The 22,603-nt window shown below is 71.7% G+C and carries 18 protein-coding genes; 11 read left to right on the top strand and 7 right to left on the bottom strand.

Annotation, left to right across the window (positions count from 1 at the left end; genetic code table 11):
• Nucleotides 1-70: 70 nt before the first annotated feature.
• The 7 genes from AAW14_RS30955 (at nucleotide 71) to AAW14_RS30925 (ending at nucleotide 6,152) form a co-directional block, all read left to right on the top strand.
• Entirely contained in the window at nucleotides 71-1,528 is a 1,458-nt protein-coding gene (locus AAW14_RS30955) for a menaquinone biosynthesis decarboxylase (protein WP_265567731.1), read from the top strand.
• The gene (gene mqnP, locus AAW14_RS30950; RefSeq protein WP_265567729.1) at nucleotides 1,525-2,427 is read left to right on the top strand and encodes a menaquinone biosynthesis prenyltransferase MqnP; all 903 of its coding nucleotides are present in this window, start codon (nucleotides 1,525-1,527) and stop codon (nucleotides 2,425-2,427) included. Before AAW14_RS30955 ends, mqnP begins: the two co-directional genes overlap by 4 nt.
• Nucleotides 2,428-2,693: 266 nt before the next feature.
• Nucleotides 2,694-3,383, top strand: coding sequence for a UbiX family flavin prenyltransferase (locus tag AAW14_RS30945; protein ID WP_265567727.1), 690 nt, complete (start codon nucleotides 2,694-2,696; stop codon nucleotides 3,381-3,383).
• 92 nt (nucleotides 3,384-3,475) lie between these two features.
• Nucleotides 3,476-3,931 carry an Lrp/AsnC family transcriptional regulator gene (locus tag AAW14_RS30940; protein ID WP_265567770.1) on the top strand — a complete coding sequence of 152 codons (456 nt, stop codon included), beginning with the start codon at nucleotides 3,476-3,478 and terminating at the stop codon, nucleotides 3,929-3,931.
• 93 nt (nucleotides 3,932-4,024) lie between these two features.
• Nucleotides 4,025-5,188, top strand: a complete 1,164-nt coding sequence (mqnE, locus tag AAW14_RS30935) for an aminofutalosine synthase MqnE (RefSeq protein WP_265567724.1) — start codon at nucleotides 4,025-4,027, stop codon at nucleotides 5,186-5,188.
• Between the two features lie 4 nt (nucleotides 5,189-5,192).
• On the top strand, nucleotides 5,193-5,717 hold the full coding sequence (locus tag AAW14_RS30930) for a GNAT family N-acetyltransferase (RefSeq protein WP_265567722.1): 525 nt from the start codon (nucleotides 5,193-5,195) through the stop codon (nucleotides 5,715-5,717).
• A 135-nt stretch (nucleotides 5,718-5,852) separates the two neighbouring features.
• Nucleotides 5,853-6,152 carry a DUF4229 domain-containing protein gene (locus AAW14_RS30925; protein ID WP_265567769.1) on the top strand — a complete coding sequence of 100 codons (300 nt, stop codon included), beginning with the start codon at nucleotides 5,853-5,855 and terminating at the stop codon, nucleotides 6,150-6,152.
• A gap of 32 nt (nucleotides 6,153-6,184) precedes the next feature.
• Here the strand turns inward: AAW14_RS30925 and AAW14_RS30920 are convergent, their stop codons facing one another.
• The 6 genes from AAW14_RS30920 to AAW14_RS30895 form a co-directional block, all read right to left on the bottom strand.
• Nucleotides 6,185-6,844: a DUF5825 family protein gene (locus AAW14_RS30920; RefSeq protein WP_265567721.1), complete on the bottom strand. Its 660-nt coding sequence runs from the start codon at nucleotides 6,842-6,844 to the stop codon at nucleotides 6,185-6,187.
• A 103-nt stretch (nucleotides 6,845-6,947) separates the two neighbouring features.
• Entirely contained in the window at nucleotides 6,948-8,900 is a 1,953-nt protein-coding gene (locus AAW14_RS30915) for a RiPP maturation radical SAM C-methyltransferase (RefSeq protein WP_265567719.1), read from the bottom strand.
• 67 nt (nucleotides 8,901-8,967) lie between these two features.
• Nucleotides 8,968-9,090 (bottom strand): hypothetical protein, encoded by a 123-nt coding sequence (locus tag AAW14_RS30910; RefSeq protein WP_256257095.1) that lies wholly within the window; start codon nucleotides 9,088-9,090, stop codon nucleotides 8,968-8,970.
• Nucleotides 9,091-9,147: 57 nt separating this feature from the next.
• A complete protein-coding gene (locus AAW14_RS30905; protein ID WP_265567711.1) occupies nucleotides 9,148-10,941 on the bottom strand; it encodes a prolyl oligopeptidase family serine peptidase in 1,794 nt (597 codons plus the stop codon).
• Nucleotides 10,938-12,305: an MFS transporter gene (locus AAW14_RS30900; protein ID WP_265567708.1), complete on the bottom strand. Its 1,368-nt coding sequence runs from the start codon at nucleotides 12,303-12,305 to the stop codon at nucleotides 10,938-10,940. The genes AAW14_RS30905 and AAW14_RS30900 overlap by 4 nt, the downstream gene beginning before the upstream one ends.
• A 363-nt stretch (nucleotides 12,306-12,668) precedes the next feature.
• The gene (locus AAW14_RS30895) at nucleotides 12,669-13,625 is read right to left on the bottom strand and encodes a YihY/virulence factor BrkB family protein (RefSeq protein WP_265567707.1); all 957 of its coding nucleotides are present in this window, start codon (nucleotides 13,623-13,625) and stop codon (nucleotides 12,669-12,671) included.
• Nucleotides 13,626-14,057: 432 nt separating this feature from the next.
• Between AAW14_RS30895 and AAW14_RS30890 the strand changes: the two genes are divergently transcribed.
• The 3 genes from AAW14_RS30890 (at nucleotide 14,058) to AAW14_RS30880 (ending at nucleotide 18,685) form a co-directional block, all read left to right on the top strand.
• On the top strand, nucleotides 14,058-15,995 hold the full coding sequence (locus AAW14_RS30890; protein WP_265567705.1) for an AMP-dependent synthetase/ligase: 1,938 nt from the start codon (nucleotides 14,058-14,060) through the stop codon (nucleotides 15,993-15,995).
• A 118-nt stretch (nucleotides 15,996-16,113) separates the two neighbouring features.
• Nucleotides 16,114-17,115 carry a DUF1259 domain-containing protein gene (locus AAW14_RS30885; RefSeq protein WP_265567703.1) on the top strand — a complete coding sequence of 334 codons (1,002 nt, stop codon included), beginning with the start codon at nucleotides 16,114-16,116 and terminating at the stop codon, nucleotides 17,113-17,115.
• A 364-nt stretch (nucleotides 17,116-17,479) separates the two neighbouring features.
• On the top strand, nucleotides 17,480-18,685 hold the full coding sequence (locus AAW14_RS30880; protein ID WP_265567701.1) for a cytochrome P450: 1,206 nt from the start codon (nucleotides 17,480-17,482) through the stop codon (nucleotides 18,683-18,685).
• Between the two features lie 183 nt (nucleotides 18,686-18,868).
• Here AAW14_RS30880 and AAW14_RS30875 read toward each other — a convergent pair whose 3' ends face one another.
• Complete coding sequence (locus AAW14_RS30875; protein ID WP_265567699.1) at nucleotides 18,869-21,613, bottom strand: helix-turn-helix transcriptional regulator; 2,745 nt, start codon at nucleotides 21,611-21,613, stop codon at nucleotides 18,869-18,871.
• Nucleotides 21,614-21,817: 204 nt separating this feature from the next.
• Between AAW14_RS30875 and AAW14_RS30870 the strand changes: the two genes are divergently transcribed.
• The coding region (locus AAW14_RS30870) for a hypothetical protein (RefSeq protein WP_265567697.1) at nucleotides 21,818-22,603 on the top strand (786 nt) is incomplete at its 3' end.

Raw genomic sequence — 22,603 nt, 5'->3', positions numbered from 1 at the left:
GAGACGGCGACGGGGCGTGGGACCGCCCCGGTGACGGGGCCAGGGTAGCCCGTAACCGATACTGGAACGCATGGCTTACGACGATCTTCGCTCCCTGCTCCGGGCGCTGGAACGCGAGGGAGACCTCAAGCGCATCAAGGCCGAGGTCGACCCGTATCTGGAGGTCGGGGAGATCGTCGACCGGGTGCAGAAGTCCGGCGGGCCCGCGCTGCTCTTCGAGAACGTGCGCGGTTCGTCGATGCCCCTCGCCATGAACGTCTTCGGGACCGACCGGCGCCTTCTGAAGGCCCTCGGCCTCAAGTCGTACGGCGAGATCTCGGACCGGATCGGCGGCCTGCTGAAACCCGAGCTGCCGCACGGGTTCGTCGGGGTGCGCGAGGCCTTCGGGAAGCTCGGCGCGATGACTCATGTACCGCCGAAGAAGGTCAAGTCGGACAACGCTCCCGTGCAGGAGGTCGTTCTGCGGGGCGACGACGTCGATCTCGACGCGCTTCCCGCGCTCTTCACCTGGCCCAAGGACGGCGGCTCCTTCTTCAACCTGGGGCTCACGCACACCAAGGACCCGGAGACCGGGATCCGCAACCTCGGGCTGTACCGCCTCCAGCGCCACGACCGGCGCACCATCGGCATGCACTGGCAGATCCACAAGGACAGCCGCAACCACTACCAGGCGGCGGCCAGGCGCGGCGAGAAGCTGCCGGTCGCCATCGCCTTCGGGTGTCCACCGGCCGTGACGTACGCCTCCACGGCCCCGCTGCCCGGCGACATCGACGAGTACCTCTTCGCCGGGTTCATCGCGGGCAAGCGGATCGAGATGGTCGACTGCAAGACGGTGCCGCTCCAGGTCCCGGCCCAGGCCGAGGTCGTGCTCGAGGGCTGGCTGGAGCCCGGCGAGATGCTTCCCGAGGGCCCGTTCGGCGACCACACCGGCTTCTACACCCCGCAGGAGCCCTTCCCGGCCCTGACCATCGACTGCGTCACCATGCGCCGCCGCCCCCTGCTCCAGTCGATCGTGGTGGGCCGCCCCCCGACGGAGGACGGGCCGCTCGGCCGGGCCACCGAGCGCTTCTTCCTCCCTCTTCTGAAGATCATCGTTCCGGACATCGTGGACTACCACCTGCCCGAGGCGGGCGGCTTCCACAACTGCGCGATCGTGTCGATCGACAAGAAGTACCCCAAGCACGCCCAGAAGGTGATGCACGCCATCTGGGGGGCGCACATGATGTCGCTGACGAAGCTGATCGTGGTCGTCGACTCCGACTGCGACGTGCACGATCTGCACGAGGTCGCCTGGCGGGCCCTCGGCAACACGGACTACGCCCGTGACCTCACCGTCGTCGAGGGCCCCGTCGACCACCTCGACCACGCCTCGTACCAGCAGTTCTGGGGCGGCAAAGCAGGCATCGACGCGACGAAGAAGTGGCCCGAGGAGGGCTACACGAGGGACGGCGGCTGGCCCGACATGGTCCTGTCCGACCCGGAGACGGCGGCCAAGGTGACCCGCCGCTGGAAGGAGTACGGCCTGTGACCAGCGCCTCCGCCGCGATTCCGCAGCCAGGACGCACCAAGGCGTTCCTGCGCCTGGTGATGATCGAGCACTCCGTCTTCGCCCTGCCCTTCGCGTACATCGCCTCGCTGACGGCGATGTACGAGTGGGACAGGACCATCCACTGGGGCCGACTGTTCCTCGTGACCGTCGCCATGGTGGGTCTGCGTACCTTCGCCATGGCGGCCAACCGGATCATCGACCGCGAGATCGACGCCCGCAATCCGCGCACGGCCCACCGCGAGTTGGTGACCGGCGCGATGACGGTGCGGCACGCATGGACGGGCGCGCTGATCGCGCTGGTCTTCTTCCTGGGCGCCGCGGCCCTGCTCAACCCGCTGTGCCTGGCGCTCGCGCCCATCGCGGTGATCCCGATGGTGGTGTACCCGTACGGCAAGAGATTCACGAACTTCCCGCAGGCCATCCTCGGCCTGGCCCAGGCGATGGGCCCGGTCGGCGGCTGGCTGGCGATCAGCGGAACCTGGTCCTGGGACGCGGCGGTCCTCGGTCTCGCCGTCGGCATCTGGATCGGCGGCTTCGACCTGATCTACGCCTGCCAGGACGTGGAGACGGACCGCGAGATCGGGGTCATGTCGGTGCCGGCCCGCTTCGGCATCCCGGCGGCCATCCAGGGCGCCCGTGTGTGTCACGCCGTCACGACGGTGTTGTTCGTCTGGTACGCGGTCGTCACCGGCGCCGGTGTCTTCTTCTGGCTGGGCCTGGTGATCGTGGCAGGTGCCTTCGTCTACGAGCACACGATCGTCCGACCCCACGACCTGTCCCGCCTCAACCGCGCCTTCTTCAGTGTCAACGGGTTCATCGGGATTGCCCTGTTCGTGTGCGCGCTGCTTGATCTTCTGGTGCGGGGCCTGACGGTCTGAGGGCGGCCCGCGGGACACCCCTGGGCGAGTTCACGGCCTCCGCCCTGATCGTCGGACTCTTCGGCGTCCTCGCGCCTGGGGGGCCACCAGCCGGACGCCCGGGCCGTCGGCCCGGCCGATCGGTGTGCAGGCGGTGGCGAACCGTGCAGGCCGCGGAGGGCCGCAAGGAGGCAGAGGCCTGCGACGGCGCTCGTTCGTCCTCTCCGGCAAGCGGCCCGGCCCCCTTGGCCGGGTCCCGCCCCGCGGCGCCGGATAGGCTCGGTGTCGTGAATGCAGTCAAGCCAGGAGAGACGTCGCGTACGCCTTGGATCGTAGGGGTGTCCGGTGCCTCCGGCACCCCGTATGCCGCTGCCGTGCTGCGCGCCCTCCTCGCCGCCGGGGAGAGCGTCGACCTCGTCGTCTCCCGTGCCTCCCGGCTCACGCTCCTGGACGAGACCGGGATTTCCTTCCGCGACGCGCACTGGCGTGAGGACCTGCGGGACTGGCTGGCCCGGGGCGCCGACGGCAAGCCCGGCACGTTCGAGGCCGACCTCGACGGGGACGCCGTACGGTACTGGAGCGCGGGCGACCTGGCCGCCGGGCCGTCCTCCGGGTCGTACCCCGCGAAGGGGATGCTCATCGTGCCCGCGTCCACGGCCTGTGTGGCGGGCGTCGCGCTCGGGCTCTCGAAGGACCTGTTGCAGCGGGCGGCGAGCGTCACGCTCAAGGAGGGGCGGCGCCTGGTGGTCGCCGTGCGGGAGACCCCGCTCAGCGGGCAGACGCTCCGGCAACTGGTGGCGCTCGACGAGGCGGGGGCGGTCGTTCTGCCCGCCTCGCCGGCGTTCTACGCGGGGGCGACACACATCCAGGACCTGGTGGACTTCGTGGCGGGACGGGCGCTGGACGCGGCAGGGGTGCCGCACCTGCTCTACCGCCGCTGGGAGGGCGAACTCGGGGGCGGGACCAGCGGCACATGACCGTCGGCTGAGCAGTCGCATCCGGGCAAGCAAGCAGTACACGCATCACTTTCAGGACTCTTCAGACCTTTTCAGTGGAAGGCTTCGATCGCATGGACGCGGTGGACAGGCAGCTCATCCAGGCCCTGAGGGAGAACGGCCGGGCCTCCTACGCGGAGCTGGGGCGCCTCGTCGGCCTGTCGGGACCCAGTGTCACCGACCGCATCAACCGCCTGGAGGCTGCCGGGGTCATCACCGGCTACCGCGCCACCGTCGACTCGGCCTCCCTCGGCCTCGGCGTGACCGCCCTCATCGGCATCTCGTTGTCCGACGCCGTCGACCACGAGGACGTGGCGCGCCGGCTGAGGGACCTTCAGGAGATCGAGGACTGCTGGTTCATCGCCGGCGACGACTCGTACATGCTCAAGGTGCGCTCGACCGACGTGGACGGCCTGGAGAAGACCATCCGCCGCTTGTCCGGCACCAAGGGCGTCTCCCGTACCCGGACGACGATCGTGCTCTCCACGAAGTGGGAGAACCGGGTCGGCGAGCTGCCGGAAGAGCACTAGTCGGGTCCGGGCGCGCGGCGCTTGTGGGGGCACCGGCCGCCCGAGGGGCGGGAGGTACCGTTGGGTGGGTTCGTCCGAGGGAGAGGCAGAAGCATGGATGTCGGGCTCAAGCGCGAGCTGGAGGACAAGGTCCGGGCCGGTGAGCGGCTGACCCGCGAGGACGGCATCGCGCTGTACGAGTCGGACGACCTGGCCTGGCTGGGCGGCCTCGCGCACGAGGTGCGAACGCGCAAGAACGGTGACGTGGTCCACTTCAACGTCAACCGGCACCTCAACATGACGAACGTGTGCACCGCGTCCTGCGCGTACTGCTCCTTCCAGCGCAAGCCGGGTGAGAAGGACGCGTACACGATGCGCATCGAGGAGGCGGTCAAGCTCGCCAAGGCGATGGAGTCGGAGAACCTCACCGAACTGCACATCGTCAACGGCCTCCACCCGAACCTGCCGTGGCGCTACTACCCGCGGTCGCTGCGCGAGCTGAAGGCCGCCCTGCCGAAGGTCTCGCTGAAGGCCTTCACCGCGACGGAGATCCACCACTTCGAGACGATCTCCGGGCTCAGCGCCTCAGAGATCCTCGACGAGCTGATCGACGCCGGTCTGGAGTCGCTGACCGGCGGCGGCGCCGAGATCTTCGACTGGGAGGTCCGTCAGCACATCGTCGACCACAGGACCCACTGGGAGGACTGGTCGCGCATCCACCGCCTGGCGCACGAGAAGGGTCTGAAGACCCCGTCCACCATGCTGTACGGCCACATCGAGGAGCCGCGCCACCGAGTGGACCATGTGCTGCGGCTGCGTGAGCTCCAGGACGAGACCGGCGGCTTCCAGGTCTTCATCCCGCTGCGCTACCAGCACGACTTCGTGGACATGAAGGACGGCAAGATCCGCAACCGGCTCCAGGCCCGGACGCAGATGGCGACCGGCGCCGAGGCCCTGAAGACCTTCGCCGTCTCCCGCCTGCTCTTCGACAACGTCCCGCACGTCAAGGTCTTCTGGGTGATGCACGGCGTGCAGACCGCGCAGCTGGCCCTCCAGCACGGCGCCGACGACATGGACGGCTCGGTCGTCGAGTACAAGATCACGCACGACGCGGACAACTACGGCACGCCGAACAAGCTGACCCGTGAGGACCTGCTCGACCTGATCCGCGACGCGGGCTTCAGGCCGGTGGAGCGGAACACGCGGTACGAGATCATCCGGGAGTACGAGGGCCCGGACCCGGCGCGCAGGGACGAGCCGCAGCCCATGCGGGTGTGAGCCGGTGGCGTTGACGTTCGAGCTGGACCCGGCCCTTACGCCCGCGCTCCGGGACGACGTGCTCACGCTGTGGGCGGACGTCTCGAACACGGGCGGCTCGGTCGGCTTCGTGCCGCCGGTGACCGTGGAGGACATACGCCCCGAGCTGGTCAGGCACCTCGTGGCGATGGCCGAGGGACGCACCCGGCTGCTGGTGGGCAGGGACGCGACGGGCGCGGTCGGGGCGACCGCGTTCATCGTGTACAACACGCACCGGCTGATGCGGCACTGGGTCTGGCTGTACACGGTGATGGTGCATCCGCGGCACCAGGGCAAGGGGTACGGCCGTGATCTTCTGGCCGCCGCCGAGGATGCGGTCCGCGACTTCGAGGGCGTCGAGGCGATCCGGCTCACCTGCCGGGGCGGCACCGGCCTCGAGCGGTTCTACGGCTCCTGCGGCTACAAGGAGGTCGGCCGGGTGCCGGCGGCGATACGCGTAGCCCCCGGGGACGACCGGGACGACATCACGATGCTGCTGCCGCTGGGATGAGCGGGGCCCCTGCCCACCCCCCTGCAAGATCGGGTGCCCGGCGTGCTTCACTGGACGGTGCCCTTTGGGATCTCCCCCGAGCTCTCGGTTTCGCTCGAACAGGGGGGACCCCACGGAACGGAAGTGTGGATTGAGATGCTCCGCTACACGCTGATGCGCCTCGGTATCTTCGCGGGCTGCCTCGTGGTCGTCTGGGGCCTCGTCTACTCAGGCGTCCTCCCGCGCGGCCTCGGCGACTCCAACTTCCTGTGGGTCCTCCTGCTCTCCCTGGCGATCTCCGCGCCGATCAGCTTTGTGGTGCTGCGCAGGGAGCGCGACCGGGCCTCCGTGCAGATCGTGCAGAAGGTCGACCGTATGAAGTCCAACCTCGAGGCCAACCGCAGCCAGGAGGACCTGGCCGACGACACGGCCAGGGCGCAGGGCCAGACCTCCTGAGCGGTCGAAGCTCGACGCCGCCGTTCGCATGCTCAGACGGCCATGGCCTCCTGGAGCCAGCGGGAGACCCGGTACGGCAGCCACCAGGCCAGGTCGCCCAGCCGCAGCACGAGGTGTTCCGCGGTGAACTCGGCCAGAACTTCGGCGGGGACCTCGGTGTGGTGGGCGCCGCGGTCCAGGCGGGCGATGGCGTCCTGGTAGCGGGGCTCGTCGGCGGTGAAGCGCCGCAGGTCGCCCCAGCGGCGGTCGCGGATCTGGACGAAGCCGGGACCCTGGCGCCAGATCAACTTGCACAGATAGTGGCGGGTGCGCCAGGCGTACAGGGCGTCCTCCGCGTCCGTGAGACCGGTCGCACTGCGCGGCGGCTGAAGGTGGGACAGCACCTTCCACTGCTGGGCGGCCCGGTCGGGAGACAGGCGTAGGTCCCAGTCGACCCGTACGGCGCGTGCGGTCAGATCGCGGACCAGGCACAGCTGGTCGATCGCCCGGCGATGGGCGGCCTCGTCGGGCGCCGCCAGGTCGACGCCCCCCTCGAGCTCGGCGTGCCGCGCGCCCATGGCCCACAGATGCTCGGCGTGGTCGGAGCCGACGGGGAGGGAAACACGGCCGAGGGACATGCCCGGCAGATCGTGGGCCTGCGGGTCGGGGTCGCGCCAGGCCCGCACGGCCAGGGTCGGTGCGGTCGGTGTCATGGGCGGTCCTTCGTCGGTGTCATGGGAGGTCCTTCGTCGAGGACCACGGCAACGGAGGTCAGGGCGGGGGAGGTCAGGGCAACGGAGATGAGGGGGACGGAGGTCAGGACAGGGCGGGTGCCGGCTCGGGGCGGGCGGACGGGGCGCGGTCTCCGGCGGCGGGTCCGCCGACCGCCGGACGGGCGTGCGCGTGACGCATGTAGTCGAGGCGCAGCAGGTCCTGGTTGACGGCGGCCGGTGCGATGTGGACGTACTGGCCCGCGTCGGTGAACACCACACCCTTCGCGGTCCAGTCGTCCAGCAGGACCTGAAGGTCCTCGCGGGTGCGGCCGGCCAGGGCGTCGCCGACCTTGCGGTGCAGGGCCGTGGGAGTGTGGGGCTGGTCCAGCAGTCGGAAGACGGCCACCTCGAACGGGTCGGTGAGCTGCATGGTCCGCCAGCCGAAGGCGTGCCTCCGGCTGACCAGCACGATCCGGTCACCGAGGTCGGTGTGGGTGAGGCGGGCGTCGACGTGGCGTTTCTTCCACGCGGCGAGGGCGTCGTTCAGCAGGGTCACGGTCGCCTCGGTGATGCCTCGCTCGGGTGCCTGGAAGACATAGGCGAGATCGTGCAGTTCGGCCTCGGGCAGGTCGTAGGTGAAGAGGTAGTGCTGCTCGGGCCGCAGCCCGGTGAAGCCCAGTTCGGGGCGCTTGAAGTAGGGGCTGAACCGTTCGATGGCGATCCGGGCGGACAGGTCGACCGGCGGGTTGAGGTGTTCCAGGGCCGGCAGCTGGCGGATGACGGGTTCGTAGTCGTCGGCCGTCTCCCCGGGGAAGCCGTGCAGGTAGTTCCAGGAGACGGACAGTCCCGTCTCGGCCGCGTCCCGCAGCATGCGTACGTTCTGGCAGCCGCTGACGCCCTTGTCCATCAGGTCGAGGACCCTGCTGTTGAGGCTCTCGATGCCGGGCTGGACGTAGATCAGTCCGGCGTCCGCGAGGACCCGCAGCTGCGGGCGGCGCATGTTGGCCTTGATCTCGATGTGCATGCGCAGGTCGTAGCCGCTGTCGATGATGCGGGGCAGCACGGTGGACAGGTAGCGCATGTCGAGGATGTTGTCGACGACGTACATGTCCAGGACGCGGTGGCACTCGGCCAGGTCCATGATCTCCTGGTAGAAGGTGTCGGGGCTCTTGCTGCGGAACTGCATGAACGAGCCGTTCAGACCGCAGAACGTGCAGTGGTGCTTCTCGCCCCACCAGCAGCCGCGCGCGCCCTCGACCACCAGTTTCGGCTCCACCCAATTGCGCGCCACGGACGCGGCGAGACGTTCGAAGTAACCGCTGTAGTCCGGCGGCAGGATGGCAGCCGGGGGCAGGGGGCCGGTGGGCATCGGGTTGGCGCTGTGCGGGGTGTCCGGGGTGCGGTGGCACAGCCCCGGGATGTCGGCCAGGTCCGGCTCCTCGCTGCGCAGCGCGGTCAGCAGCCTCGGGAAGGCCTCCTCGCCCTCGCCGCGCACCACGTAGTCGACGAAGGGGAAGTTGCGGTGGACGGCCGCGCCCTGCTCGGCGTCGCAGTTGGCGCCGCCCATGACCGTGACGATGTGCGGGGCGAGCCGCTTGATGTGCCGCGCCGCCGCGAGCGCGGCGGTGTTCTGCTGGAAGGTGGAGGTGAAGCCGACGACATCGGGTGCGAGGCCGACCGCCCGGCGGGCGATGTCGGCGACGAACTCCGGCACGACCCGGTGCAGTTCCCGGGTCATCCGCATCCGGGACTTGCGCAGCTTGTCCGTCATCACGTCGACGAACTCGGCGTCCTTCCACTCCGGGTCGTCGTACAGGGCGGAGGAGAACACCCAGTCGCCGCACCCGAGGAAATAGGAGGACAGGGCGTAGTACTCGTAGTCCTCGGCGGAGAACTCGGTGCGCTCGGTGATCCAGTCGGTGAACTCCAGATTGGCGTGCAGTACGTCGCAGGTGGCGCCCTCGACGCGTTCGTCGACGCTGCGTTTGAGGATGCCGAGGGCCAGTGAGGGCAGGTCGATGGGCGACCAGGGCATGTTGACGAGAAGAACGCGCACGGTCGGCTCCTTGGGACACGGATGCGGGCAAGGGAGTGCGGACGGAGGCCGGGGGCCGGGCCGTGGGTCACTCCTCGTCACCGCCCTCGTCGGCGTTGCGGAACGGGACGGTGATGGTGATGCCGATGCCCGGCTTGCGGTTCTCCTCGTCGCCGGCGAGCGGGTCGTTGTGGATGATGTCCTTCTGCACGGTGTTCCTCCTTCTTCGAGTGGGTGGTGCTGTGCGTGTCCCGGTCCCGCTGCTGCATCAGCGGGGCCGGGGTCCTCCCAGTCGTGCCGGGGGACGCTCGGGATCACCGGCCGCCGGGCCGGGCAGCCGGTCGCGCAGGAAACGCAGCGAGCGGCGCAGGACCGCGATGTGCGCCGCGCCGTCGTAGCCGTCGTGGCCGGTGTCGAGCCACATCGCCTCGTGCTCCACGCCCGCGGCGCCGAGGGCGGCGAGATAGGTGCGGATCTGCTCGGGAGGGCACTTGGTGTCCCTCGTCGCGCCGACCACGAGCAGCGGCGCAGTCACGCCGTCCGCGTAGGTGAGGGGCGAGCTGTGCGCATACCGCTCGGGCACCTCGTCGGGAGTGCCGCCGAACAGGCGTACGTCCAGGGCGCGTAGCGCGGGCGTGGTGGTCCGGTGGGCGGTGACCCAGTCGGCGACGGGTTTGACGGCGACGCCCGCCTGCCACAGGCCGGGGTGCGAGCCGAGGGCGAGCAGGACCAGGTAGGCGCCCCACGACACGCCCCACAGGGCGCTCGCCCCGTCGGCGACCAGCCCCCGGCGTACGAGGTCGGCGCGGACGGCGGCGAGGTCGTGCACCTGTGTGTGCCCGACACCCGCTCCGAACGCCCGCCGCCAGCGGGGCCCGTATCCGGTGGAGCCGCGGTAGTTGACGCGTACGGCGGCGTAGCCGGAGGCCACCAGGGAGTGGACCGTGGCGTCGTATGCGTCCCGGTCCTGGTCGGCGGGTCCGCCGTGCACCAGGAAGACCGCGGGTGCGGGAGCGGCGCCGTCGGTCTCCGGCAGGCTCAGCAGGGTGTGCACGGGCCCGTCGGGGGTCGGCGTCCACAGGTCGGTGTGGCGGCCGGGTACGACGGGGGAGGGGCCGGGCGGTGGCAGGGGGGTGCCGTCGGTCGAGCGGAGGACGGGCGGGTGGGCGGTGTCGGTCCACAGGTAGTGCAGGGACCCGCCGGGGCGGGCCGCCGCGTCCAGCAGGCTCCCGGCGGGTGTGGGGACGACCTGGCGCCGGCGGGTGTGCAGGGCGATCCGGTGCAGCAGCGAGCGGCCGTGGCGGTCCTGGCGCACCAGCACCTCGTCCCGGTCGGGATACCACCGGGCGGTGATCTCCGTGTCGAAGGTGCACCAGTGGTGGGTGGTCAGTCCGGTCTCCGGTGTCCAGGTGGCCGGCGCGTAACGGTCCCCGAGGTCCTGGACCAGCAGCAGTTCGCGCCGGCCGGGGCGCGGTGAGAAGCCCTGGCACCACAGCCGTGCCCCCGGACCGCCGGGGCCGGGCAGGACCGCGGTGACACGGCCGGTGGCGGTCAGGACGGTGACGGCCGCCTCGTCGTCGGGAGCCGCGGCAAGGGCCACCAGGTCGCCGTCCGGGGTGATGCCGCCCAGCCGGCCCGCCACCGGTGTCCGCAGCACCTCGCGTGGGACCCGTCCGCGCCGCCCCACCAGCACGGTCGTGTCCCGTCGTCCGGCGAACGCCGCGGCGACCGTCCCGCCCGCCGTCACGGCCAGGCCGCGCGGCAGCCCCGCCGGTGCCCCGGGCAGGCCCGGCAGCCGGGGGCCGCCCATGAAGGGCTGGTACCACCAACGGCCCCGTCCCTCGGTGTCCTCCTCGAACCACCAGACGTATGCGTCGGCGTCGATGGCGCAGTGCACGGTGCCGCCGGGGCGGTCGGTGACCTGCCGGGCGCTGCGGGCGGCGGCGTCCCAGGTGAACACCTCGCAGCGGCCGCCGGCGTCCGCGGTGAAGACCATGCGCCGTGTGTCCCGCGGACACACGTCGGGAAGCGCGCCGAGGAACACCTGGTAGCGGCTTGTCATGGCTGCCCTCCGGCTCCGGAGGCGGCCGAAGCCGCCGTGTCGCCGCCCGCGCCCGCCGTCCCGGACAGTGCCCCAGGGGCGGTGAACTGCGTGTACACGGCCAGCAGGCCGAGCAGGACTGTGCACAGCAGGGCCGGGGCCCGTGTGCCCCAGGCGGTCACCAGGGCGGCCGCGGCGGCGGGCGCGCCGGCCGCGGTCAGGGTCGCCGCCGAGCCGAGGACGGCTCCCGCCCGCGACTGGAGCGCGACGGGGGTCGTGGCGACGGCCGCACTGGTGAGGACGACGGTGACCAGCGGCAGCAACAGACTCAGTCCGGCGAAGCCCAGCCCCCAGCTCCACGGCCGCTCGGCCCACAGCAACGCGCCGGACGGGACGGTCAGCAGCCAGGTGGCCGACGTCAGAGCGCGGCGCGGGCCGAGCCGCCGTACCGCGCGCGGGGCCGCCAGCGAGCCGAGCAGTCCGGCCGCTCCGGGGGCGGTGAGCACCGCACCGGTGGAGGCGCTGTGGGCGCCGCCGCCGAGCACGAACACCGCGGTGTAGAACAGCAGCGCCAGCACCCCGCCCGCAGCAGACGTCCACAGCAGCGCCAGCCGCAGCACGGGGGAGTGGGCGACGACGGCGAGGCCCGCCTTCACGGCACCGGGCAGCGCTCGCGCCGTGGGACGCACACCGGGCTGCCGTTCGACCGCGTCGCCCCGGGGCGGGGGCGGGTCGAGGGGCCCCCGGATGGCCCGGACGCCCAGGGCCGTCGCGGCGTAGGAGACGGCGTCGGCCAGGAACGGCAGGGGACGGGCGAGTTGGAAGAGCATGCCGCCCAGCGCGGGGCCCAGGATCAGTGCGGTCTGGTCGCCCGCCTGGAGCCCGGCGGCGGCCCGCGGCAACTCGTCGGGAGCGGCCAGGTGGACGAGGGCGCCGCGCGAGGCCGCCTCGTAGGCCACGGCGCAGAGCCGCTCGGCGAGGGCCAGGCCCACCAGGACACCCAGCGCCGGGCGCCCCGCACAGCAGACGGACAGCCCGGCCATGGCCACGGCCGCAAGCAACGCCGCGCCCGTCATGATGCGGCGCCGGTGTCCCCGGTCGGCCGGTACGGCGACCAGCGGCCCGAGCAGCACGCCGGTGAAGGCGGCCACGCTGGCGAACGTGCCCGCGGTGGCCGGGGTGTGGCCCAGGTTCAGCAGTAGCAACGGGAAGACGAGTCCGGAGGCTTGGCTGCCGAGCCCGTCGGCCACGTTGATCCACCACAGGAATGTGAGGTCCCGCCGGCTGCCGGTACCGGACCGGTCGGCCGCTGCGCCGGGCTTCGCGACGGGTGAGGGCGGCTCGGCGGCGTGTCGTGGTGCCGGGGACGCGTCGACTTCCTCCACCTCCCCCGGTGTGACGACGGCGCTCCCCCGCGGAGATCGCCGGAACACGAGCACGACGGAGAACCGGCGCCGGACCGGTCCGTCATGTGTGGAAAATGTGTGCGAAGTGCGAAGGCGAGCCGGAGCCTAGTCATCCCGGCGCGGCGGCGACAAGGGCCGGAGAGCCGCGAGTCCATGGCCGCCACGGGCAGGTATGGCCGACGGGTGACTGGTCACGGAGGGCGAAAGATGCCGCGCCGCGGGGGTGCGCGAGCCGGGAAAGGCGTGGACCGGTGGCACAGCGACAGCGCGCCTGATTCGGTCGGTCGGGCGAAGGGTTTTCTCATTGGCCGACAATGCACTGCATCCGGCACTGAAGAGCAATCAATCGTTCCGTTTCTCTGGGCGCTCGTTCCCGTCGGGCGGCGACTGCGGCGGCCGGTCGAACTCCACGCTGATCTTCTCGAAGCCCTTGAAGGATTCCGTCGTCGCATACGTCCGGTAGGCGCGCACGTCACCCGGGGTGAGGCGGACGCGATCGGTGAACGGGCTCAGCAGACTGCGGGGCCACAGACGCATGCAGCGCACCGCGCTGACCTCCGCCGTGACGATGTACACCAGCGCGCCGAGATAGAGCCAGGCGAGCAGACCGAGCACGATGCCGAACATCCCGTACGTCGCCGTGGTCCCCCTGAGGATGTGGCCGACGTAGTACGAACCACCCCACTGGAGCACCTGCCACGCGATCGCACCGCCCAGCGCCGCGCCGTAGAGCAGCCGCAGGGGCATGCGGCGTCGCGTCAGAATGTGGTAGCTGGCCAGCAGGAGACAGGAGTTGAGCACGACGGCCGTGGCCGCGGCGGCGATGCGCACGCCGACGGCCAGACGGGCTCCGAACACACTGGCCGCCGATTCCGCGGCGGACAGGGCCGTGGTGACACACAGGCCGAGTGCGAGCAGGGACAGGAATTTCAGGCCCTTCAGTCGTGAGCGCAGTGGGTCGGGGCGTGTGTGGCGGGGCACGGCGAAGATCTTGTTCAGGGCGAGCTGGAGGGCCTGCCCGACCCCCAGCGCGCCGTAGAGGCTGCCCAGGACACCGATCATCAGGGCGACGCCGCTGCCGTGAAAGGAGTGAATGTTCTGGCCGATCTGGTCGCCGATCACGGGGAATTCCCGGAGGGCCGAGTTCAGCACATCCTGCTGCAAATTTGGGTTTCCCCGGAGAAGGGATCCGAGTATCGCGACGAGGAAGAGCATCAGTGGGAACAGGGAGAAAAACCCGTAGTACGCCAATATCGCAGCCAGATATCCGGCCTGGTCGTCGTAGAACTTGTAGGCCACGGCCAGAGGAAATCCCACCCAGCGATGTCGTCGCTGATAGCGATCCAGCCGGGCCAGCGCTCCCATGCGTTCCCGGTACCCCGGCCTGTGACCCTTAAGCGGAGTCCCTGGCCGATCCGTCGAAGACGTATGAGGCCCTGCCGAAGACGTGTGAGGGCGTGCAGAAGACGTACGAACGCCTGCCCGAAGAACTCCCGATGCCTGCGCGGACCCTCGAGGGCGCGCGCAGGGGGCGCCGTGCGCGGGAGGCTGCACAGCCCTGGCCCCGGACCATCCCCGAACGCGCACAGACTCCCCACGAGGGCGCCGTACGATCGCGGTCCTAACCGGCGGTAACAGCGAGCCGCGGCCACCGGTGAACGTCTCGGTGCGCACGGTGCGTACCTCATGCAGCAGAGCAGTGCACAGCTGCAGGCACCAGGAGGCTTGTCCATGCCGATCTCGTACTCGTCCACGCCCGTTCCCGCCGCCCCGGCCGATCTCGACCACGACGGTGGCCCGGTGCTGGTGGAGCCGGAGACGCGGCGGCTGAACGGCGAGGTGCGGGAGGCGTACGTATCCCCTCGGGTGCCGGCCGTGACGCATGGCTCGCTCGCCGACCTGCCCTTCGAGAACGCGAGTGAGGCGCCCGGCGACCGGGTCCTCAGCCGCCGGGACGGGGACGGCGGCTGGACGGACGTGACGGCCGCTCAGTTCGCCGCCCAGGTACTGGCCGTGGCGAAGGGACTGATCGCCGAGGGCCTGATGCCGGGCGACCGGATCGCGGTCATGGCGCGAACGACGTACGAGTGGACGCTGCTCGACTTCGCCGCATGGGCCGCGGGCCTGGTCACGGTCCCCGTCTACCCCACCTCGTCCGTCTTCCAGACCCGCTGGATCCTCCAGGACTCCGGCGCGGTGGCCCTGGTGACGGAGACGGCGGGACAGGCTGCGGCCCTCGGCCCGGAGCGCAACCGGCTGGCCGACCTGCGCCATGTGTGGGTGATCGAGAAGGGGCATGTCCAGCGGCTGGCGGAGCGCGGGGCGACGGTCCCGGACCAGGAGGTCTCGGTACGCCGGGGCGTGCTGGGACCGGACACGCTGGCCACCCTCGTCTACACCTCCGGCACCACGGGCCGCCCCAAGGGCTGCGCGCTGACGCACGGCAACTTCCTCGCCGAGGTGGACAACGCGGTGGAGCTCCTCCACCCGGTGTTCCGGTCCAAGACCAGTGACGAGCCGTCCACTCTGCTGTTCCTGCCCCTGTCCCATGTCTTCGGCCGCATGGTGGCGGTCGCCTGCATCCGGGCCCGGGTACGGCTGGGGCACGCGCCGAGCATGAAGGCGGATGACCTGCTGGCCGACCTGGCGAGCTTCAGGCCGACCTTCCTGCTGGCCATCCCGTACATGCTGGAGAAGGTCTACAACAACGCGCGGGCGACGGCCGAGCGCGGCGGGCGGGGGGTGTTGTTCGACCGGGCGGCGGGCGTCGCCCGTCGCTACGGCGAGGCGCTGGAGGCCCGGCAGCACGGCACGGGCCCGGGTCCGAGCCGCGCCCTGAAGACGACCCGCGCCGTCTACGACCCCCTGGTCTACCGCCGCATCCGCGGCGCCCTGGGCGGCCGGGTCCGCCATGTCATCTGCGGCGGCTCCCCCTTGGGGCGCCGGCTCGCCGCCTTCTACGCGGGCGCGGGCATAGAGATCTACGAGGGCTACGGTCTGACGGAGACCACCGGCGCGGCCACGGTCACGCCCCCGCTCAAACCCCGCCTGGGCACGGTGGGTTGGCCCCTGCCCGGGACGAAGGTCCATATCGCGGCGGACGGGGAGGTGCTGCTGTCCGGGGGCCAGGTGTTCCGCGGCTACTGGGACCCCCACGCGGGCGGGGTGGTCCCGGCCACCCACGACGGCTGGTTCCCGACGGGCGACATCGGCCGTCTGGACGACGAGGGCTATCTGACGATCACGGGCAGGAAGAAGGAGATCCTGATCACGGCGGGGGGAAAGAACGTGGCCCCCGCCCCCCTGGAGCACTGGCTGCGCTCCCACCCGCTGATCTCCCAGTGCATGGTTCTGGGCGACGGCCGCCCGTATGTGAGCGCGCTGATCACCCTGGACGCGGACGGCATCACCCACTGGCGGCGAATGAACGGCAAGCACCCGGTCCCGGCGGAACTCCTGGTGGGAGACGGGGAGTTGGAGGAGGCCCTGCAACGCGCGGTCGACGAGGCCAACAAGCTGGTCTCCCGCCCCGAGTCGATCCGTCGTTTCGCGGTCCTCCCTGTGGACTTCACGGAGGAGGCGGGCCATCTGACCCCGTCGATGAAGCTGCGCCGTGAGGCGATCATGCGGGACTTCGCGGCGCAGGTGGAGGGGCTCTACGCGCGGTAGCCGCGTTCGGCGGGCTCATCCGATTGCCCGTGACCGGTTAGCCCATCCGGCCGCAGTACCGGCGGCGACGGTGTGGTGCTCCCGGGTGCCCGTGCTTCCATCCGGTCAGGAGGCACACATGAGCGCTGAGGACCGAACGCAGGACCCTCGCCGGCGGCGCGTGATCGCCGCGGCCGTGCTGAGCCCGGTGCTGGCCGGGGCCGCGGCTCCCGCTTGCGCCGCTCGCACCGAGACGACGAATGAGAGGCGACGGAAGCCGGTCGCGCCGGTGCCGACCACCCTGGCGGACTGGACGGGCGTGGCCGAGGCGCTGGGCCGAACGGGCGACATGAAGCACAACCTGATGTACCACACGGGCCTCCCGCGCCGGGACCTCGCGGTGGTCTCCCACGGTGTCGTCGTCAAACCGGCGCTCGCCCTCGGCTCGCACGTCTCCTTCGTCCGTTACGCCGACGGCGGTTCGCTGCTCATGGGCGACGTGGTGGTGACCGAGGGGGAGCTCCAGCGGTTCAGCGACGCCCTGTACGAGCACGGGATCGAGCAGACCGCGCTCCACAAGCATCTGCTCGCGCAGACTCCCGCCGTCTGGTGGATGCACGTCCACGCGCACGGCCACGACCCGGTGGCCGTCGCCCGCGGCCTGCGCGCCGCGTTCGACCGCACCGGCACCCCGCCCCCGCGGCCCTCCGCTCAACCGCGCCGGATCGACCTGGACACCGCCCGCATCGACGCCGTACTGGGCGTCAAGGGCACCTTTGACGACGGCATCTACAGGAGCACCTTCGCCCGCCGAGAGATGGTCACCGAGGGCGACATGATCCTGCCGCGGGGCCTGGGGTCGACCACCGCGATCAACTTCCAGCCGCTCGGCGGGGGCCGGGCCGCGATCAGCGGCGACTGCGCCATGGTCGCCGGGGAGGTCCAGGAGGTCCTCGCGACGCTGCGGCGGGCCGGGGTCGAGCTCGTCGAGCTGCACAACCACGGCCTGAGGGACGAACCCCGCCTGTTCTTCGTCCACTACTGGGCCGTCGGAGACGCCGTCACCCTCGCCAGGGGCCTGCGCGCCGCGGTGGACGCCACCAACGTCATGCCACTGGTGGGGGCGGCGGGCGCGGGCTGAGGGCGCCACGGACCGAGGGACCCGTACAACGCACGAAACCCACCCCGCATGCCACGGGGTGGGTTTCGCATCGGAGCGCCGGGCAGGCCTTGCACCTGCATCTCCCCGCAGGAAGCGGGGCGTCTTTCCTTGGACCACCAACGCACGACCAGACCCCCGGACTTCCGGTGACCGGTGCATGATCAAGTGTAGCGCACGTCCGGGTGGGGCTTGGCACCCTGACTGCTCAGCGATCCGCGCATGGCTCCGCCCGTGAGCCGCCGGACAGGACTGGCTAGCCCGAATGGGTGTCTCCCAGCGGCCCCGCAGCGCAAGAGGGCTTATGCATGGAATAGCGACGGCGGCTGGAACTGGAGGCTGAGCGATGACCTCAAGCGACGAAGCGATCTCGTGTCCGTTCGACTTCAGCAAGGGCCTGGAGTTCGATCCCTCGCTCGCGGAGCTCATGGGCCGCGACACCATCACCCGCATCCGGCTGCCGTACGGCGACGCGGACGCCTGGCTGGTCACGGGGTTCGAAGGGGTCAAGCGGATCACCACCGACCAGCGGTTCAGCCGGGCCCGGATCTTGGACTTCGACTACCCGAGGCTGACGCCGGAGCCGATCGTCTCCCCGGAGTCGATCAATGTGATCGACCCCCCGCACAGCAGCAGGCTGCGCCATCTGGCGGCGCAGGCCTTCACCCAGCGGCATGTGGCCCGGATGCGACGGAGGATCACCGCGCTCGCGGACGCCCTGCTCGACGAGATGGCCGAGCAGGGGCCGCCCGCGGACCTGGTACGCCATCTGTCGAACCCGCTCCCCCAGCACACCATCTTCGACGTGCTCGGGATCGACCGGGAGGACTGGCCCCGGATGCAGCAGTGCGCGCACCAGCTGCTCTCCACCGGCCCGGAGGGCCGGGAGACCGCCGCGGCCGCCAAGGCCGAACTGCGGGAGTACTTCGGTGAACTGGTGGAACAGCGGCGGCGCTCGCCGGGGAAGGACCTGATCAGCTCGTTGGCCGCCGCGAAGGACGGCGAGGACGCGTTCGACGACCAGGAACTGGCGATCATGGCGCTGACGCTGATGCTCAGCGGCCAGGACACGGCCACGTGCCAGATCAGCGACATCTCCTACCTGCTCCTGACCCGTCCCGAGCTGGCGCGGCACATCAGGAACCGGCCGGAGACGCTGACGGAGGTCCTGAACGAGATGCTGCGCTACATCCCCTTCCGCAAGGGGGTCGGCATCCCCCGGGTGGCCATGGAGGACGTCGACTTCGACGGGGTGCGGATCCGGGCCGGTGACTTCGTCCATGTGTCGTATCTGACTGCCAACCGTGACCCCGAGCGCTACCCCGACCCCCATGTCATCGACCCCGACCGGCGCTCCCTGCCACACATGACCTTCGGCTGGGGCGGCCACCGGTGCATCGCCGTACCGCTGGCCATGGCAGAACTGGAAGTGGCCATCGGGCGGCTCCTGGAGCGGTTCCCGACGCTGAAACTGGCGGTGTCGAAGGAGGAGGTCCGCTGGGACACGGAGACCATCCGCCGCTTTCCGCTGGAGCTGCCGGTGGCGTGGTAGTCGGGGTTGCACCTGCCGATGCCGCCACCGCTGTCCGGCCGGGTGGGCAACTTCGAGGCAGTCGCCGCCTTCGCCGCTGCCGTGGCTGGACTTCTGCCGAGGCCCTCGCCCGCTCCTGGGGCGTCATCGACCGGCGGCCCGTCGGCAAGACCGTGTGGGGCGAGCTGTCCGTGCCGCCGGGCCTCAGTCGATGAGGTCCGCCGCCGTCAGCAGACGGGTCAGGTCCGTCCTCGACCTGACCTGCAACTTCCGGTAGATCCGGGTGAGATGGGCCTCCACCGTCTTGCGCGACACGAACAGCGACGCCGCAGCCTCCACATTGTTCAGGCCTCGCGCCACCGCCCGCGAGACCTGGAACTCCTGCGGCGTCAGTTGGGAGAGCGCGTCGCCCATCGCCGGACGGCCGCCCGTCGACGGCCCGCCCGTCGCGGCCAGTTCGCTCGCCGCGCGTCGCGCCCACGGTTCGGCGCCCAGGCGTTGGAAACAGGCCAGGGCCGCCGAGAGGAGCGCGCGGGCGGCTGCCGGGCGCCGGTGACGGCGCAGTACCTCCGCCTCGCACAGCTGGGTGCGAGCATGGTCGAAGGGACCCGTGGTGCGGCCATGAGCTTCAAGGGCCCGCCCGAAGTGCGCCTCCGCCTCCTCGGGGGTGGTCGCCAGCAGGCCCCGGCAGCGGGCGGCCGCCGCCTCGGCGGAGGCCAGGCCCGTCTCCCGCGCCCGCTCTTCCAGCCAGGCCGCCACCTCGGCGGCCCGGCCCGGGCGGCCCGCCCGCAGCTGGGCCTCCGCCAGGTCCGCCGCGAAGGGGACCACCTCCGGGTTGCCGACGCCCTGTTCCACCGCCAGCGCCAGTGTCTGCTCCAGCTGGTCGGCGGCTCTCTCGTGGTCGCCGTACGTCAGTGCGGACAGGCCCAGGACGGCCGTCAGATGGAACTCCTGGCAGCCGATGCCGTACGCCCCGCACTTACGCCGCGCGTGCGCCACGTGCTCCTCCGCCGCCACCCGGTCGCCGCGCAGCGTCTCCAGGCGGGCCAGGCAGTACAACGAGTAGCTGACGGAGGTCAGTTGGCCCAGCTCCTCCGCCCAGCGCAGGGATTCCTCGAGGTCGCCGCGAGCCGAAGCCCACTGGCCGATGCGGGTCTCCAGCTCGCCGCGGACCGCCAGGGTGAAGCCCAGCACCCCCACCGCGCTGTGGCGGCGGGCCGACTCCACCGCCGTGTTCAGCAGTCGGCGACCCCGCGTGAACTCCTCCGCGCGGCTCCAGGCCTGCCCCGCGATCGCGTACACCGGCTGGTCGCGTACCGGGTCCCCGGCGCCGTCGCGGTCGGCGGCCTCCAGCATCGCCGTGCCCTGTGCGGTGCGCCCGGCCATGACGAGCGCCGCGCCCAGCACGGTCTGGGCGAACCAGCGTTCGCGGCCCGTGGGCGCGGCCAGCGCGACGGCCTGCTCGGCGACCCGGACGGCGGCCGGGACATGGCCGTCCAGACGGGCGGGGGCCGTCGCCTCGGCGAACAGCGCGCAGGCCCGCAGCGGGTCGGTCTCCCGTACCGCGTCGGCGGCGTCCAGGAGGAGGCCGTACGCCCGCGCCGGCTCGCCCTGCCACGTGTACATGCGGCCGAGGAGCGCCTGGATGTCGGCACGCATCGCCGGGTCGGGCGTGATCCGCAGCGCCTCCTCGCACCACGGGGGTCCGTACGGGGAGCCGCTGAGCAGGGCGTCGGAGGCGGCGCGGTGCAGGCGTTCGGCGCGCACGGCGCGGTCCGGGGTGAGCTCCGCGGCGCGGCGCCAGGCCAGCGCGGCCTCCTGGTACGCGCTGCGGCGGCGCGCCTGAAGGGCCGCCCCGGCCAGCTCCGCCGCGGCCTCCTCGTCGGGTCCCGCGGTGCCGGCCGCCCGGTACCAGGCGTGCAACGCGCCCGTACTCACCTCCGCGAGGGCGTGGAAGGCGGCGAAGCGGTGGGCGAGCGGGGCGCGGGCGAGGACGAGCGGGCGCAGCACCGGGTGGTGGAAGTCGAGACCGTCGGAGGTGGGCCGGACCAGGCCCGCCTGTTCGGCGGGGGAGAGGGCCTCCAGGGACAGGCCGGCCGCCTCCAGGGCCTTGCGCAGGGTGCCGGCGGCCGTGGAACGGCTGGCGGCGAGGACGGCCAGGGCTCGGCGCGCGCCGTCCGGGAGGTCGTCGACGCGCGCCGCCCAGGCTCGTTCCAGATGGCGGCCGAGGGAGGGCGGGGCGAGCAACGGCTGCTCCCCGCGCGCCTGTTCGGCCGACAGGGCGGCCGAGATCTCGCGCAGCGCCAGCGGGTTGCCGCCGCTGATCCGTACGAGTTCGTCCAGTACGGCGGGGGCCACCTCGCGGCCCGCCTCGCTCAGCAGTGCTGCGCACTCGGCGGCCTGGAGTCCGCCGACCTGGACGGCGGGGATGCTGTGGCGCTCGCCGGACTCGCCGTGGTCCTCGCGCGAGGTCAGCGCGAGCGCGACGCGTTCGGAGGAGAGCCGGCGTGCGACGAACAGCAGCACGCGCCGGGAGGAGGGGTCCACCCAGTGCAGGTCGTCGACGAGGACCACCACCGGGCTCCTGTCGCCGAGCGCGGCGAGCACGTTCAGGGCGCCCATGCAGGCGGCGTACGGATTGCCCGGTGCCTCGCCGGAGAGCGCGAGGGAGGCCTCCAGGGCGCCGCGCTGTGCCCCCGGGAGCTCCCTGAAAAGGGACGAATGCGGCATGAGCAGATCGCCCAGGGTGGCGAACGGCAGAACGGTCTCCGTCTCGATGCCACGGGCCCGCAGGACGGTCGTACGCGGGGCCGCCCGCTCGGCCGCGTAGTCCAGCAGGGCCGTCTTGCCGATGCCGGGCTCGCCCCACAGCAGCAACGCCGCCCCGCCGTCCGCTCCCGCCACGAGCAGGTCGTCCATCAGCCCGCGCTCGCGCTCCCGCCCGACCATGTGCCACCCCCTGGCGCCCGACCCACCCCATGATGGGGCACGACAGGGTGGGCAAGGGGGGAGAACGCAGGCAAACGTGCAGGGAGTTCCCCGAAGCGGGCGACGGCGCACGGGCCTTGAATGGTGTCACGGCAAGCGAGGGCGAGCCGACGAAGCAGATGTAGGCAGACAGAAGCAGATCGCGGGACGAAGGGGGAACGGCCGATGCCCACGGCATCCGGGGGATCCGAACCGAGGCTCGACTCGATCGAGATCAAGGTGACGTTCTCGGACGCCGGCGCGGCCGCCGCGATCAGGGCACTGGCGCCGGACCACGGGGGAGCCCGGCGCCTCGTCTACTTCTGTGAAGCCCTCGCCCGCTCCCGGGGACCCGGTGAACTGCCGCTGTGGGACGCGGGGGTGATCCTGCGGCTACGGGCCGGGGGCGGGCGAGGCGGTGACGTCACGGCCAGGCTGCGGCCCTGCCGCCGGTCGCGGCTCACCGAACGGTGGCTGAGGTTCCGGTCTCAGGGACCGGACCTCTTCCGCCTGACCGGCGACTGGTCGGGGGAGCAGCGGGCGCTGTCGGCCTCGTTCACGACCCACTGCGGCAGCGGGGCGGTCGAGGCCGTGGCGTCCGGTGCGCGTCCGCCGTCCTGGGCCCTGTCGGAGCGGCAGCGGGCGTTCCTGACCGACTGCGCCGACGTGTGCGTGGCCTCCGGGCCGCTGGAGGTGCTCGGGCCCGTCCGCTCCATACGCTGGGACGGCGTACGTCTCGACCACCACGAGGTGACGCTCGAGAGCTGGACCCTGGAGGGTCCCCGCCCGCTGCACTGGCTGGAGGTCTCCGAGCGGGTGTCCCCGCAGGGCGCGGAGGTCGTCCAGGCGTCCCTCACGGCCCTGCTGCGCAGGCAGGGGCTGGATCCGGGGGGCGGGGAGGGCGCGAAGACGGGGGCGGTGCTGGAGGCGTTGGCTCGGGAGGCGTGGGAGGTGCCGGGGGTACGGGGGGTA

Source organism: Streptomyces hygroscopicus, assembly GCF_026168105.1.
Classification (GTDB): Bacteria; Actinomycetota; Actinomycetes; order Streptomycetales; family Streptomycetaceae; genus Streptomyces; species Streptomyces hygroscopicus_D.
Note: the sequence above shows the minus strand (reverse complement) of the source record. Positions and strands in the feature narration are given on the sequence as shown.